Here is a 14,966-nt window from a genome sequence, read left to right as displayed (position 1 = left end):
TAAAGCGTAATTGCCCTGCCGGTTTATCCCCGCTCGCGCGGGGAACACAAATGCAGGATGGCCTGGTCGGGTTTAAAAACCGGTTTATCCCCGCTCGCGCGGGGAACACAAAATTTTGTCAGTCATTAACCACAATGCGTACGGTTTATCCCCGCTCGCGCGGGGAACACGCACGCGCCGTGGTATGTGGCGATGTCCGGCAGCGGTTTATCCCCGCTCGCGCGGGGAACACCGTGCGCTCAGCAATATTGGTAACAGCCGCAGCGGTTTATCCCCGCTCGCGCGGGGAACACAAGAAGAAGAGTTAACAAAGACTGCTGCTCTACGGTTTATCCCCGCTCGCGCGGGGAACACCCCGAACGCCACCCAGATAATCTCTGTATCCTCGGTTTATCCCCGCTCGCGCGGGGAACACAATCAGAATGCAGAAATAATACACAAAGCATTCGGTTTATCCCCGCTCGCGCGGGGAACACGTACATGCTCATTGGGTCTTCCCACAGTTCAACGGTTTATCCCCGCTCGCGCGGGGAACACTTCAGTACGCTTACGCCAGTCCAGCATCTCGGCGGTTTATCCCCGCTCGCGCGGGGAACACTCTAAACATAACTAATTGAATCTAAATACCTTTTCCCACCATCAAAATCCTACCAACTTTTCCCTGTTATTAAAGAACATTAATATGTTGATTTTACAGGATAATTAAAACAGTGCTGCGGGCGGTATCGCATTTCACCAGGCAAAATTAAAACCCGCCAAATTTCGCCATAAAAAACGCCCGGTTTGTTACGCCGGGCGTTATATGTTTGCCTGAGCCAGCCGTCAGGCAATATTCAGGTATTTATGGGTCTGCATGGAAAAGCGCCAGTTGCGGGCGATGCAGGTTTCAATGCATAAGCGCGTGGCATCTTCTTTCTGGCTGATGGGCTGCAGGGAGATGACGCGATGTTTGTCGTCGGTAAGCTTCGCCAGCAGTTCATCCAGGGCTTCGATATCGCGGGTGCGCCCGACCGGATGTTTGATTTCATCCGCACGCTCCAGCGCCTGCTGGAGAATATCGTATCCGCCGCGCATATTGACCTTCGGCGAGACGGTAACCCACGTGGCGTGGGAGGTACGAATCTCATGGGTGCCGCTGGTCTCTATCTGGCAGCTAAAGCCATGCTTCGCCAGCAGGTGCGTCAGCGGAATCAGGTCGTGAATGCACGGCTCGCCGCCGGTTATCACCACATGACGGGCCGTCCAGCCCTGGCGCTCAATAATCGCCAACAGCTCTTCGCTGCTTGCCGCGCCCCATTTATCGCTCTCTTTGGTCTTCGCCAGCACGCTGTAAAGGGAGATCTCCCGATCTTCAAGCTTATCCCAGGTGTGTTTGGTGTCGCACCAGGCGCAACCCACCGGGCATCCCTGTAAACGAATAAAGATAGCGGGAACGCCGGTAAAGTAACCCTCGCCTTGCAGGGTCTGGAACATCTCATTTATCGGGTACTGCATAGTCAACTCTGATAAGGGGTAAACCGTAATTATTACACAGTTCGCCGAAGGGATCCTGCGCCCTTCGCATCAGCGGCACGCCGCTTACTGCAACGACAGACATGTAATGGCGTCTTGTTCTTACATCATTCTTTGCAGTCGATCACTAATTCATCTTTTACCATACCAATACACTGGTATAACAACTATGCAAAAGTAATAATCCAATCGCTTTACATATCATACCAATTATACGTTTTGACAAGGAACATGAATGAATGCTTTCGTTGAAGCCTTGCCGGTGATCTGGGTTGCCCTTGGCGTTGTCGTACTTCTTATCCTCAATATAAAATTCAAAATCAATGGTATGCTGGCATTACTGTTGGCGGCCATTTTCGTTGGCTTTTGCGAAGGGCTTCCGCTGGAAGCGATTGGCAAATCGATCGAGGCAGGCATTGGCAGCACCCTTGGTCATCTAGCATTAATCATCCTGTTTGGCGCTATTTTAGGCAAGCTGATGGTTGATTCAGGAGCGGCGCAGCGTGTCTCGTCTACGCTGTTAAAAAGCTTCGGACCGAAAAAGGTTCAATGGGCGATCATGGTGATTGGGCTTATCTTCGGCCTTGCCATGTTCTATGAAGTCGCTTTTTTGATCCTTGCGCCGCTGGTTATTAGTATCGCCCGCGAAGCAAAAATTCCGTTTTTGAAACTCGGCATTACCATGGTTGCCGCATCAACCACGGCGCACAGCCTGTTTCCGCCGCAGCCTGGCCCGACGGCTCTGGTATCGGCGTTTCATGCGGATATGGGAATGGTCTACATCTACGGCCTGATTGTCGCTATCCCGACCGTTATCTGTTCCGGTATCCTGTTGCCGAAACTGCTGGGCAACCTGGAGCGCCCCATTCCGGCGCTGCTGGAGTCTCAGAAAGTCTTTCGCGATGATGAAATGCCTTCGTTTGCTACCAGCCTGCTGGTGCCGCTGATCCCGGCCATTATTATTACCGGCGTCACCCTTATCAAACTCTTCATCCCTGCTGACGCTCAGGTTATCTCGCTGCTTAATTTTATTGGCAGCGCGCAAATCAGCATGCTGATCGCGGTCCTTGTGGCGCTGTATGCGTTTGGTACCGCCCGCGGTAAATCCATGACGCAGGTTATGAGCTCCTACTCAGACGCCATTGAGAAAGTCGCGCTGGTGGTTTTTATCATCGGGGCAGGCGGGGCATTTAAGCAGATTATTATGGATACCGGTGTTGGCGACTATATTGCCGACATGATGCGTACTTCTTCGGTGTCGCCGCTTATCATGGCGTGGTTTATTACCGTGCTGTTAAGGCTGGCCACGGGTGCAGGCACGGTTTCGGCCATTACCGCTGCCGGGATAGTTGGCCCGATGATCACGACGTTTAACGTTGATCCGGCGTTGATGGTGCTGGCGACCGCTTCCGGTAGTAACACCCTGACCCATGTGAACGATGCCGCATTCTGGCTGTTTAAAGAGTATTTTGGCCTGTCGATTAAGGATACGTTCAAGACCTGGGGGCTGCTGGAGCTGACCAACTCGGTGGTGGGGCTGCTGATAGTGTTGCTGCTGGATATGATTATCTGACCACAGGCATAAAAAAACCGGGCATTGCTGCCCGGTTAAGGATTTCAGGAAAGACGATTACGCCTGGCCTTTGATCTCTTTACGACCGTTGTACGGTGCTTTTTCGCCCAGCGCTTCTTCAATACGAATCAGCTGGTTGTATTTAGCAACGCGGTCAGAACGGCTCATAGAACCGGTTTTGATCTGGCCTGCAGCGGTACCAACAGCCAGGTCAGCGATGGTTGCGTCTTCAGTTTCGCCAGAACGGTGAGAGATAACGGCAGTGTAGCCAGCGTCTTTCGCCATCTTGATTGCAGCCAGAGTTTCGGTCAGAGAACCGATCTGGTTGAATTTGATCAGGATGGAGTTAGCGATGCCTTTCTCGATACCTTCTTTCAGGATTTTGGTGTTAGTTACGAACAGGTCGTCACCAACCAGCTGGATTTTGTCGCCCAGTACTTTGGTCTGGTATGCGAAACCATCCCAGTCAGACTCGTCCAGACCATCTTCGATGGACACGATCGGGTACTGTTTGGTCAGCTCTTCCAGGAAGTGAGTGAACTCTTCAGAGGTGAACGCTTTGTTGCCTTCGCCAGCCAGAACGTATTTACCGTCTTTGTAGAATTCAGAAGCCGCGCAGTCCATCGCCAGAGTGATGTCTTTGCCCAGCTCGTAGCCTGCTGCTTTAACCGCTTCTGCGATGACAGCCAGCGCTTCGGCGTTGGAGCCCAGGTTCGGCGCGTAGCCGCCTTCGTCACCCACAGCGGTGTTCATGCCTTTGCTTTTCAGCACTTTCGCCAGGTGATGGAAAACCTCAGAACCCATACGGATGGCTTCTTTAACAGTTTTCGCGCCAACCGGCTGAATCATGAATTCCTGGATGTCGACGTTGTTGTCAGCGTGCTCGCCGCCGTTGATGATGTTCATCATCGGAACCGGCATGGAGTATTTGCCCGGAGTGCCGTTCAGCTCAGCGATGTGCTCGTACAGCGGCTGGCCTTTAGAAGCAGCGGCAGCTTTAGCAGCAGCCAGAGAAACGGCCAGGATTGCGTTCGCACCGAAGTTAGATTTGTTTTCAGTACCGTCCAGGTCGATCATGATCTTGTCGATGCCAGCCTGATCTTTAGCATCTTTGCCCAGGATTGCCTGAGCGATCGGGCCGTTAACCGCGCCAACAGCCTTGGTTACGCCTTTACCCAGGAAACGGGATTTGTCGCCATCGCGCAGTTCCAGCGCTTCGCGGGAACCAGTAGAAGCACCTGACGGAGCGGCTGCCAGACCAACGAAACCACCTTCCAGGTGTACTTCGGCTTCAACAGTCGGGTTACCACGGGAGTCGATGATTTCACGACCGATGACTTTAACGATTTTGGACATTAGGATTTCCTCAGTACAAGTTAAACTAAAACTCCAGACAAACGATGCACCCCTGAGGGTGCACCGCCGTTCTAACTCTTACTTCGCCTGACGCTTCTGGTACTCACCGGCGGCTTTTACAAAGCCTGCAAACAGCGGATGCCCGTCACGCGGCGTTGAAGTAAATTCCGGGTGGAATTGACAGGCGACGAACCACGGATGGTTTGGCACCTCGATGATCTCGACCAACTGATCATCGCCGGAACGGCCTGCAACACGCAGACCCGCAGCTTCAATTTGTTTCAACAGCAGGTTGTTCACTTCATAGCGATGGCGATGACGTTCGACAATGGTCGGCTCGCCATACAGTTGACGGACCAGGCTGTCGTCGCCAAGCTGACACTGCTGCGCGCCAAGGCGCATAGTACCACCGAGATCGCTCTTCTCCGAACGGACTTCGATGTTGCCTTCTTCATCACGCCATTCGGTAATAAGCGCCACAACCGGGTATTTACAGTCTGGCACAAATTCCGTTGAGTTGGCGTCCTCCATTCCCGCAACGTTGCGAGCGAACTCGATCAGCGCAACCTGCATGCCCAGGCAGATGCCGAGGTAAGGAATATTGTTCTCACGCGCGTAACGGGCGGTGGCGATTTTGCCTTCCACGCCACGGTAGCCGAAACCGCCAGGGATCAGGATAGCGTCCAGATCTTTCAGAATTTCGACACCGCGTGTTTCAACATCTTGCGAATCGATCAATTTGATGTTGACGGTTACACGGTTTTTCAGCCCGCCGTGTTTCAGCGCCTCGATAACAGACTTATAGGCATCCGGCAGTTCAATGTACTTGCCGACCATACCGATAGTCACTTCACCTGCCGGATTAGCCTGTTCATAGATAACCTGTTCCCATTCGGCCAGGTTTGCTTCCGGACAGTTCAAGCTGAATCGTTTACAAATATAATCGTCCAGCCCTTGGGATTTCAACAGGCCCGGAATTTTATAAATGGAATCGACATCTTTCATTGAAATAACGGCTTTTTCAGGCACGTTACAGAACAAAGCAATTTTCGCGCGTTCGTTCGCCGGAACGGCGCGGTCGGAGCGGCAAACCAGGATGTCAGGCTGAATACCGATGGAGAGCAGCTCTTTAACAGAGTGCTGAGTCGGTTTGGTTTTCACTTCACCTGCGGCTGCCATATAAGGCACCAGCGTCAGGTGCATAAACAGCGCGTGTTCACGACCAATATCCACCGCCAGCTGGCGAATGGCTTCAAGGAACGGCAGGGATTCGATATCGCCGACGGTGCCGCCGATTTCGACCAGCACCACGTCGTGCCCTTCACCGCCTTCAATAATGCGCTCTTTAATGGCGTTGGTGATATGCGGAATGACCTGTACGGTTGCGCCCAGGTAGTCGCCACGACGCTCTTTACGCAGAACGTCGGAGTAGATACGGCCCGTAGTGAAGTTGTTGCGACGGGTCATTTTGGTACGAATAAAACGCTCGTAGTGGCCAAGATCCAGATCGGTTTCAGCGCCGTCTTCTGTAACGAACACTTCCCCGTGTTGGATTGGGCTCATGGTGCCAGGATCGACGTTGATGTACGGATCCAGTTTCATCATGGTCACATTGAGGCCACGGGCTTCAAGAATGGCTGCGAGGGAGGCTGCGGCAATGCCTTTTCCCAGAGAGGATACGACCCCGCCGGTCACAAAAATATAGTTCGTTGTCATGCTGAACCTGAGAAGTTAGGTTTAAAAGACGATGGAATAACCAGGACGGGAAAGTAGTATACCGGAACAGGACGAGCCCCACAAACTTTCATTCTCCCTCCTGTTCTTCAAACCACACTTAACATAAGGAGGGAGAAAATAGCCCTTTTTGGGGAAATGATTTTGACGCAAATCAAGCGCTTGTTATTTAAAAAATCACACAAATAACCCCTTGCGGCATAAAAGCGTTAGTTATCAGTTTCCTGGCGTTTTACCTCTTGCCATATCGACTCCATTATTTCCAGGTCAACGCCGGTCATCTCCAGGCCGCGGGCGGCGACAATTCTCTCGACTTCACGAAAACGACGCTCGAATTTGAGGTTGGCTTTTTGCAGCGCCGTCTCTGCTTTTACCCCTAAATGGCGCGAAAGATTGACGGTGGCGAAGAGCAGATCGCCCATCTCTTCTTCCAGTTTTGCCTCGTCCACCACCGCCTGCTGCGCCTCGTGCATCACCTCGTCAATCTCTTCATGCACTTTGTCCAGCACCGGGCCGAGTGAGGTCCAGTCAAAACCCACCGCAGAACAGCGTTTCTGGATTTTTTGCGCGCGCATCAGCGCCGGGAAGCTATGGGGAATATCATCCAGCGCGGAATGCTGCGCTTTTCCGGCGCGTTCGGCGCTTTTAATCTCCTCCCAGCGGGCGAGGACTTCGCTACTGCTGCCTGCGCTGGCGTCACCGAAAATATGTGGATGGCGGCGTTCCAGTTTGTCGCTGATGGCGGCGCAGATGTCGTCAAAATTAAAGCGCCCCTCTTCCTGCGCCATCTGGGCGTAGAACACCACCTGGAACAGTAAGTCGCCCAGCTCGCCGCGCAGATCGTCGAAATCCTCCCGGGAAATGGCATCCAGCACTTCGTAGGTTTCTTCCAGCGTATAGGGGGCGATGGTGGCGAACGTTTGTTCTTTATCCCACGGGCAACCCTGTTCCGGGTCGCGCAGGCGCTGCATGATGCCCAGCAGGCGGTCGATTTGACTCATTTTATTTCCCTTTGAAAGCCCGGAGACGGCTAAGCGCCGCCTCCGGGAATAAGAACGAAAGGCGCGTTAACCGCCGTGCAGGCGACGGGCGTCAATCACATCCGGCACCTGGTTCAGCTTGCTGAGCACGCGGCCCAGCACCTGCAGGTTATAAATTTCGATGTTCATATCGATGGTGGCCAACTGTTCGCGGGTGTCGCTGCGGCTGGCGACGCCCAGCACGTTCACTTTCTCGTTGGCAAGAATGGTGGTGATATCACGTAGCAGGCCGCTGCGGTCGTTGGCGGTTACTCTCACCACCAGCGAATAGCCCGCCGAGTAGCTCTCGCCCCACACCGCGTCGACAATCCGCTCCGGCGCATGGGCGCGCAGCTCTTCAAGCTGGTCGCAGTCGGCGCGGTGAATAGAGATGCCGCGCCCCTGGGTGATGAAACCGACGATTTCGTCCCCCGGAATCGGCTGGCAGCAGCGGGCAATATGGTGCATCAGGTTGCCCACCCCTTCCACCACTACCCGGCCATTATCTTTGCTGCGATTCTGCGGCGCGTACGTTTTCTGCTGCAACTGCTTTAAGGCCGCCGCATCCTGCTCTTCGGCGCTGGGCTTGTTGAACTGCGCCTGCAGGAAATTGACCATCTGGTTCAGGCGAATGTCGCCACCACCGATAGCCGCCAGCAGCTCCTCCAGCTCGTTGAAGTTATAGCGGGGCAGCAGGTGCTTCTCCGCCTCTTTCAGGCTGATGCCGAGATGCGCCAGTTCGTCGTCGAGGATCTGGCGGCCGGCAAGAATGTTTTTGTCCCGATCCTGTTTGCGGAACCAGGCGTGAATTTTTGACCGCCCACGGCTGGTGGTGACATAGCCCAGGTTCGGATTAAGCCAGTCGCGGCTGGGGTTCGGCTGCTTCTGGGTGATAATTTCAATCTGATCGCCCATTTGCAGTTGGTAGGTAAAAGGCACGATCCGGCCGCTGATTTTTGCCCCGATGCAGCGGTGGCCGACGTCGCTGTGAATGTGGTAGGCAAAGTCCAGCGGCGTGGAGCCTGCCGGGAGGTCCACCACGTCGCCTTTTGGCGTAAAGACGTAGACCCGATCGTCGAAGACCTGGCTGCGCACTTCGTCGAGCATTTCGCCGGAGTCGGCCATCTCCTCCTGCCAGGCGATAAGCTTCCGCAGCCAGGCGATGCGGTCTTCGTGCGCCGAGCGCGGCCCGGCTGTGGCGGTGCCCTCTTTATATTTCCAGTGTGCCGCTACCCCCAGCTCCGCATCTTCATGCATCTGTTTGGTGCGGATCTGGATTTCAACGGTTTTGCCGCCGGGCCCCAGCACGACGGTATGAATAGACTGGTAGCCGTTGGGTTTCGGGTTGGCGACGTAATCGTCGAACTCGTCCGGCAGGTGGCGGTAATGGGTGTGCACAATCCCCAGCGCGGCGTAGCAGTCCTGCAGGCGTTCGGCGACGATACGCACGGCGCGCACGTCAAACAGCTCGTCGAAAGCGAGGTGCTTTTTCTGCATTTTTCGCCAGATGCTGTAGATATGTTTTGGCCGCCCGTAGACCTCGGCCTTCACCCCTTCGGTTTTCATTTCTGAGCGCAGGTGGCCGACAAACTCTTCGATATAGTGTTCACGATCGATACGGCGCTCGTGCAGCAGTTTGGCAATGCGCTTGTACTCCGCCGGGTGCAGATAGCGGAAGCAGTAATCTTCCAGCTCCCATTTCAGCTGCCCGATGCCTAAGCGGTTGGCCAGCGGGGCGTAGATGTTGGTGCACTCTTTTGCCGCCAGTACGCGTTCGTCTTCCGGCGCGTCTTTGACCTCGCGCAGGTGGGCGATACGTTCGGCAAGCTTAATGACCACGCAGCGAAAATCATCCACCATCGCCAGCAGCATGCGGCGAACGTTGTCCACCTGTTCGGAAGAGACTGAATCGGTGTGGGTAGCTTTAAGCTGGCGGATTGCCGCCATATCGCGCACGCCGTGGATAAGGCTGACAACGGATTTGCCCACGCTTTCCCGCAGCACCTCTTCGCTGACCACTTCGGCATCCGCCAGCGGAAAGAGCAGCGCGGCGCGCAGCGTGTCGATATCCATACTGAGCATGGAGAGGATTTCCACCATCTCGACGCCGCGCCAGAGCAGCAGGTCGGCGTGAGGATGCCCTTGCGTTTGCCGCAGACAATATTCCCAGGTTTCGGCTAAGCGATCGCACGACGGTTGGCTGGAGATACCCAGACTGGCGATCCATTTTTTCGGATCGAATTCACCCGCTTTATTTAAATGTGCACTTCTTACCGCAACCATTGTCCTCTCCTTTTAAGGGACCGACCGGGCCTGCCGAACTCAGCAAGCCGAAATTAATCACTTGTGCTCAAACAACACCATCGACTCCAGATGCCCAGTGTGCGGGAACATATCCAGCATCGCCAGCCGCTGAATCTGGTAACCTGCGCTGATTAACGCTTCGCTGTCGCGCGCAAGCGTCGCCGGGTTACAGGAAACATAGACGATTTTTTTCGCTGCCAGCTTAACAATATGCCGCATTACGCCCGCAGCGCCTGCACGTGCGGGGTCGAGCAGTATTTTATCAAAACCCTGCCGCGCCCACGGCTGCTTTGTGACATCTTCTTCAAGATTTTCATGAAAAAATGTCACGTTTTGCAAACCGTTCTGTTGCGCATTCTCACGCGCTTTCACGACCAGCTCGTTTACCCCTTCAACGCCAACCACGTTCGCCGCCCGCTTCGCCAGCGGCAGGGTAAAATTGCCCATCCCGCAGAAGAGATCGAGCACGCGGTCCTGTGGCTGCACGTCCAGCCAGGCCAGCGCACGGGCCACCATCTGCTGGTTAACGCCATCGTTAACCTGAATAAAGTCCCGCGGGCTGAAGGTTAAGCGTAGCCCGTCAGAGCTGTACCAGGGCGCTTCGCCGGTAAGCTGTTCTACTATCTCGCTTTTCGGCGCCAGGAACAGGGCCAGATGCTGGGAATGCGAAAAGCGTTCCAGTTTTTGTTTATCCGCAGCGCTCAGGGGAGCCGTATGGCGCAGCACCATCAGAGGGCCGTTATCCGCCAGCACCAGTTCCACATGACCTAAATCGCGCGCCCCCTGCAAACCTGCCAGGCAGTCGTGCAGCGGGAGAAGGAGTGCCTCAAGACGGGGCACCAATACCGGGCAGCGCGATATGTTCACAATATCGCTGGCGCTGGCTTTGCGAAACCCCATCGCCAGGCGCTGGGTTTTGGGCTGCCAGCTCAGGCTAAGGCGGGCGCGACGGCGGTAGCCCCAGGGCTCTGCGGCAATCACTTCGTCCACCTCACGGTTCATCATTCTTGCCAGCGCGGCGCTTTTACTGCGCTGTTGCAGGGCAACGCTGGCGTGCTGCTGCTGACAGCCGCCGCAGACGCCAAAGTGGGGGCATCGCGGCTCGACGCGCTCAGGGCTGTCGTTCAGGCGACGCTTAACGTCGCCGCGGGCGAACTGGCGTTTATCTTCTGTCAGCGTGACCGTCGCCGTCTCCTGCGGCAGTAATCCAGGCACAAACAGCGCCTTACCGTTATGCCGCGCGACCCCCTGCCCGAAGGGATCGAGGTCGTTTACTGTAACGGTTATGATCTCGCGCGTCGTCACGCGCCGTTTTGCAGAGTAGAATTGCGCCATTGCCGGGAATATTCTCGAATATCTTTGAGTGGCCACATTGTCCCATAACGGAACCCCATGACCAACTACAGCCTGCGCGCGCGCATGATGATTCTGATCCTCGCCCCCACTGTACTTATCGGCGTGCTGTTGAGTATTTTCTTCGTTGTTCATCGCTATAACGATCTCCAGCGCCAGCTGGAAGACGCGGGCGCCAGCATTATCGAACCGCTGGCGGTTTCCAGCGAATACAGTATGCGGCTGCAGGATCGGGATGCCATTGGGCAGCTCATCAGCGTGCTGCACCGCCGCCATTCAGAAATCGTTCGCGCAATCTCTATCTATGACGAGCACAATAATCTGTTCGTCACCTCCAATTTCCAGCTCGATCCCGGCGAGCTACGGCTGGCCTCAGGCGTCCCCTTCCCCCGGAGGCTCAGCGTCTCGCGCAAGGGAGATCTGATGATTCTGCGCACGCCGATTATTTCCGAAGGTTATTCGCCCGATGAATCAGCCCTTTCCGCCGCTAAGCCCGCGCGCAATACGCTGGGCTATATTGCGCTGGAGCTGGATCTGCAATCGGTACGCCTGCAGCAGTACAAGGAGATATTCATCTCCAGCCTGATGATTCTGTTCTGTATCGGCATCGCTTCGATTTTTGGCTGGCGCTTGATGCGGGACGTGACCGGGCCTATCCGCAATATGGTGAACACGGTGGACCGCATCCGGCGCGGTCAGCTGGACAGCCGGGTGGAGGGCTTTATGCTCGGCGAGCTGGACATGCTGAAAAACGGCATTAACTCGATGGCGATGTCGCTGGCCGCCTATTACGAAGAGATGCAGCACAATATCGACCAGTCCACCTCCGATCTGCGCGAAACCCTGGAACAGATGGAGATCCAGAACGTCGAGCTGGACCTGGCAAAGAAACGCGCCCAGGAAGCGGCGCGCATTAAATCTGAGTTTCTGGCGAACATGTCCCACGAACTGCGCACGCCGCTTAACGGGGTGATCGGCTTTACCCGCCTGACGCTGAGATCCGAACTGAACCCAACCCAGCGCGACCATCTGCTGACCATTGAGCGCTCGGCCAATAATTTGCTGACCATTATCAACGACGTGCTGGACTTCTCGAAGCTAGAAGCGGGCAAGCTGATTCTGGAGAGTATTCCGTTCCCGCTGCGCAGCACGCTGGATGAGGTGGTCACGCTCATGGCGCATTCGGCGCACGATAAGGGGCTTGAGCTGACCCTGAATATTAAACAGGATGTGCCGGATAACGTTATTGGCGACCCGCTGCGTCTACAGCAGGTGATCACCAACCTGGTCGGCAACGCCATTAAGTTTACCGAAAGCGGGAATATCGACATTCTGGTGGAGCGGCGTTCCATCAGTAATAACAAAGTGCAAATTGAGGTGCAGATCCGCGACACCGGCATCGGTATTCCTGAACGGGATCAGTCGCGGCTGTTTCAGGCGTTTCGCCAGGCGGACGCCAGCATCTCCCGCCGTCACGGCGGCACCGGGCTGGGCCTGGTTATCACGCAGAAGCTGGTGAAGGAGATGGGCGGCGATATCTCTTTCCATAGCCAGCCGGGACGCGGCTCGACCTTCTGGTGTCATATCAACCTGGATCTCAACCCGAACGCGATTACCGAAGGGCCGCTGACCGGGTGCCTGGCCGAAAAACGGCTGGCCTACGTTGAACCCAATACCGCCGCCGCGCAGAGTACGCTCGACGTGCTGAACGCCACGCCGCTGGAGGTGATTTACAGCCCCTCCTTCTCCGCCCTACCCCCTGACCATTACGATATTCTGCTGCTGTCGATACCGGTCACCTTCCGCGAGCCGCTCTCCATGCAGCATGAACGGCTGGCGAAAGCCGCGTCGATGACTGACTACCTGCTGCTGGCGCTGCCGTGCCACGCGCAGATTAACGCCGAGGAACTGAAACAGGACGGCGCGGCTGCCTGCCTGCTCAAACCCCTGACCGCCACCCGGTTGCTGCCCGCGCTGACGCAATATTGCCAGATAAACCAGCTGGCGCAGCCGCTGGATAATCGCAAACTGCCGATGGCGGTCATGGCGGTGGATGATAACCCCGCCAACCTGAAGCTTATCGGCGTGCTGCTGGAAGATTTGGTGCAGCACGTGGAGGTTTGTAGCAGCGGCATAGAGGCGCTGGAGAAGGCAAAACAGATGCAGTTCGATCTGATTCTGATGGATATCCAGATGCCGGAAATGGACGGTATTCGCGCCTGCGAACTGATTCGCCAGCTTCCCCATCAGCAGCAGACGCCGGTTATCGCCGTGACTGCCCACGCCATGGCCGGGCAAAAAGAGAAGCTGCTCAGCGCCGGGATGAACGATTATCTGGCGAAACCGATTGAAGAGGACAAACTGTACAACCTGCTGCTGCGCTATAAGCCCGGCGCGGTGGTGGCGACCGTCGCGGCCAGCGCGGAAACCTCAGCGCCAGCGCCGCAGGCTGATGTCACCCTCGACTGGCAGCTGGCGCTTCGCCAGGCGGCGGGGAAATCGGACCTGGCGCGCGACATGCTACAGATGCTGGTGGAGTTTTTACCGGAAGTGCGTAACAGGGTTGAAGAGCAACTGGTGGGCGAATCGCCCCAGGGGCTGCTGGATTTGATTCATAAACTGCATGGCAGCTGCGGCTATAGCGGCGTGCCGCGGCTGAAAAAGCTCTGTCAGATTATTGAGCAGCAATTGCGCAGCGATGTGCCTGCCGAAGAGCTTGAGCCGGAGTTTCTGGAGCTACTGGATGAGATGGATAACGTGGCGCGGGAAGCCCGTAAGATGATCGGTTAAGTGGGTATCTCCCGGATGCGGCGTTGCCTTATCCGGGCTACCAAACTCACGATGCGCACCCGGGAATTCCCCCGGATGCGGTTACATAAGAGAGAACATTACTTATTGAGGCCGATTTTCAGCACCGCCGCCACGTTACGCGCCGTCATTTGCACATTGTCGCCGGCGTTGGCCAGCGCATCCTCAAGGGTGCAAATTTTATACATCACGCTGAAAACCGCGTCGATTCCGTGGTCGTGAACCACGCCGACATCCGCCGTCAGGCTGCCCGCAATGCCGATAACCGGGACATTGTGCCGCTTCGCCACCTTCGCGACGCCAACAGGCACTTTGCCGTGTACCGTCTGGCTATCAATACGGCCTTCGCCGGTAATAACCAGATCCGCGTCGACCACATGCTCATCAAGTGAGAGCGCCTCGGTGACAATTTCAATCCCACGACGAAGCTCCGCGCCGCAGAAAGCGTGCAGGGCCGCGCCCATTCCGCCCGCCGCGCCGCCGCCCGCCAGGCTCATCACATCCTTGTCGAGATACTTCGCGATAAGCTTCGCATAGTGTCCAAGCGCCTTATCCAGCCGGGTAATCATCTCCGGCGTCGCCCCTTTCTGCGGGCCAAATACCGCCGTCGCCCCCTCTTTGCCGGTGAGCGGGTTCGTCACGTCGCAGGCGACTTCAATACGACAGGTGGCCAGCCGGTTATCCAGTTCGCTGATATCAATCTCAGCCAGCGCTTCCAGCGCCGCGCCGCCAGCGCCAATTTGCTGACCCTGCGCATCCAGCAGCTTCGCGCCCAGCGCCTGCACCATGCCTGCGCCGCCGTCGTTGGTCGCGCTGCCGCCAATACCGATGATGATATGTTTAACGCCTGCGTCCAGCGCATGGCGAATCAGATCGCCCGTGCCCCAGGAGGTCGTTTTGAGCGGATTGCGCTGCGCGGGCGGCACCATCTCCAGGCCGCTTGCCGCCGCCATTTCGATAAATGCGCACTGTTCGTCGCCCGACAGCCCGTAAAAGCCTTCTACCTCATCGCCAAGCGGCCCTTTCACGGGAACATGAACGATCCGCCCCTGCGTCGCGGCGACCATCGCTTCAACCGTTCCTTCGCCGCCATCCGCCATCGGCAGTTTTACATATTCCGCCGCCGGGAAAATGGCGCGAAAGCCGTTTTCAATCGCGGTCGCAACCTCTAAGGCACTCAAACTTTCTTTCCAGGAGTCAGGTGCGATAACTATTTTCATAAGCCATCCTTACGCATATTCACTGCCGCAAGCATATACCGGGAAGTCTCAGGAAAATGCCGACCCGCACGCGGGCCGGCAACTCCA

At 56.1% G+C, this 14,966-nt stretch carries 9 protein-coding genes and 1 CRISPR repeat array (1 of these 10 only partly in view); of the genes, 2 read left to right on the top strand and 7 right to left on the bottom strand.

Annotation, left to right across the window (positions count from 1 at the left end; genetic code table 11):
• Nucleotides 1-598: direct repeats of the CRISPR family, unit length 29 nt; unit sequence CGGTTTATCCCCGCTCGCGCGGGGAACAC (it extends 531 nt beyond the left edge of the window).
• Between the two features lie 224 nt (nt 599-822).
• Entirely contained in the window at nt 823-1,494 is a 672-nt protein-coding gene (queE, locus tag ENTHG_RS12935) for a 7-carboxy-7-deazaguanine synthase QueE (RefSeq protein WP_044180288.1), read from the bottom strand.
• Nucleotides 1,495-1,747: 253 nt separating this feature from the next.
• Between queE and ENTHG_RS12930 the strand changes: the two genes are divergently transcribed.
• A complete protein-coding gene (locus ENTHG_RS12930; protein ID WP_044180286.1) occupies nt 1,748-3,085 on the top strand; it encodes a gluconate:H+ symporter in 1,338 nt (445 codons plus the stop codon).
• A 57-nt stretch (nt 3,086-3,142) separates the two neighbouring features.
• Here the strand turns inward: ENTHG_RS12930 and eno are convergent, their stop codons facing one another.
• The 5 genes from eno to rlmD all read right to left on the bottom strand — a co-directional run bounded on the left by eno (nt 3,143) and on the right by rlmD (nt 10,833).
• On the bottom strand, nt 3,143-4,441 hold the full coding sequence (gene eno, locus ENTHG_RS12925; RefSeq protein ID WP_044180284.1) for a phosphopyruvate hydratase: 1,299 nt from the start codon (nt 4,439-4,441) through the stop codon (nt 3,143-3,145).
• Between the two features lie 78 nt (nt 4,442-4,519).
• Complete coding sequence (gene pyrG, locus ENTHG_RS12920) at nt 4,520-6,157, bottom strand: glutamine hydrolyzing CTP synthase (protein ID WP_044180283.1); 1,638 nt, start codon at nt 6,155-6,157, stop codon at nt 4,520-4,522.
• Between the two features lie 227 nt (nt 6,158-6,384).
• Complete coding sequence (mazG, locus tag ENTHG_RS12915; RefSeq protein ID WP_044180282.1) at nt 6,385-7,176, bottom strand: nucleoside triphosphate pyrophosphohydrolase; 792 nt, start codon at nt 7,174-7,176, stop codon at nt 6,385-6,387.
• A gap of 66 nt (nt 7,177-7,242) precedes the next feature.
• Nucleotides 7,243-9,477, bottom strand: a complete 2,235-nt coding sequence (gene relA, locus ENTHG_RS12910; protein ID WP_044180280.1) for a GTP diphosphokinase — start codon at nt 9,475-9,477, stop codon at nt 7,243-7,245.
• A 57-nt stretch (nt 9,478-9,534) separates the two neighbouring features.
• A complete protein-coding gene (rlmD, locus tag ENTHG_RS12905; protein ID WP_044180278.1) occupies nt 9,535-10,833 on the bottom strand; it encodes a 23S rRNA (uracil(1939)-C(5))-methyltransferase RlmD in 1,299 nt (432 codons plus the stop codon).
• Nucleotides 10,834-10,890: 57 nt separating this feature from the next.
• Here rlmD and barA point away from each other — a divergent pair, with 57 nt between their 5' ends.
• Nucleotides 10,891-13,641: a two-component sensor histidine kinase BarA gene (gene barA, locus ENTHG_RS12900; protein ID WP_044180276.1), complete on the top strand. Its 2,751-nt coding sequence runs from the start codon at nt 10,891-10,893 to the stop codon at nt 13,639-13,641.
• A gap of 98 nt (nt 13,642-13,739) precedes the next feature.
• Here the strand turns inward: barA and ENTHG_RS12895 are convergent, their stop codons facing one another.
• Nucleotides 13,740-14,879, bottom strand: a complete 1,140-nt coding sequence (locus ENTHG_RS12895; RefSeq protein ID WP_044180275.1) for a glycerate kinase — start codon at nt 14,877-14,879, stop codon at nt 13,740-13,742.
• Nucleotides 14,880-14,966: the final 87 nt, after the last annotated feature.

The sequence above is a fragment of the Phytobacter massiliensis JC163 genome, from assembly GCF_000321045.1.
Taxonomy (GTDB): Bacteria; Pseudomonadota; Gammaproteobacteria; order Enterobacterales; family Enterobacteriaceae; genus Phytobacter_A; species Phytobacter_A massiliensis.
The sequence above is the reverse complement of the archived record's forward strand: the minus strand, read 5'-3'. Positions and strand labels throughout refer to the sequence as shown.

Bases quoted from the DNA above. Each gene is read 5' to 3' on its own strand.
- rlmD (WP_044180278.1), bottom strand. From the start codon at position 10,833: ATGGCGCAATTCTACTCTGCAAAACGGCGCGTGACGACGCGCGAGATC.
- pyrG (WP_044180283.1), bottom strand. From the start codon at position 6,157: ATGACAACGAACTATATTTTTGTGACCGGCGGGGTCGTATCCTCTCTG.
- barA (WP_044180276.1), top strand. From the start codon at position 10,891: ATGACCAACTACAGCCTGCGCGCGCGCATGATGATTCTGATCCTCGCC.
- ENTHG_RS12930 (WP_044180286.1), top strand. From the start codon at position 1,748: ATGAATGCTTTCGTTGAAGCCTTGCCGGTGATCTGGGTTGCCCTTGGC.
- mazG (WP_044180282.1), bottom strand. From the start codon at position 7,176: ATGAGTCAAATCGACCGCCTGCTGGGCATCATGCAGCGCCTGCGCGAC.
- queE (WP_044180288.1), bottom strand. From the start codon at position 1,494: ATGCAGTACCCGATAAATGAGATGTTCCAGACCCTGCAAGGCGAGGGT.
- relA (WP_044180280.1), bottom strand. From the start codon at position 9,477: ATGGTTGCGGTAAGAAGTGCACATTTAAATAAAGCGGGTGAATTCGAT.
- eno (WP_044180284.1), bottom strand. From the start codon at position 4,441: ATGTCCAAAATCGTTAAAGTCATCGGTCGTGAAATCATCGACTCCCGT.
- ENTHG_RS12895 (WP_044180275.1), bottom strand. From the start codon at position 14,879: ATGAAAATAGTTATCGCACCTGACTCCTGGAAAGAAAGTTTGAGTGCC.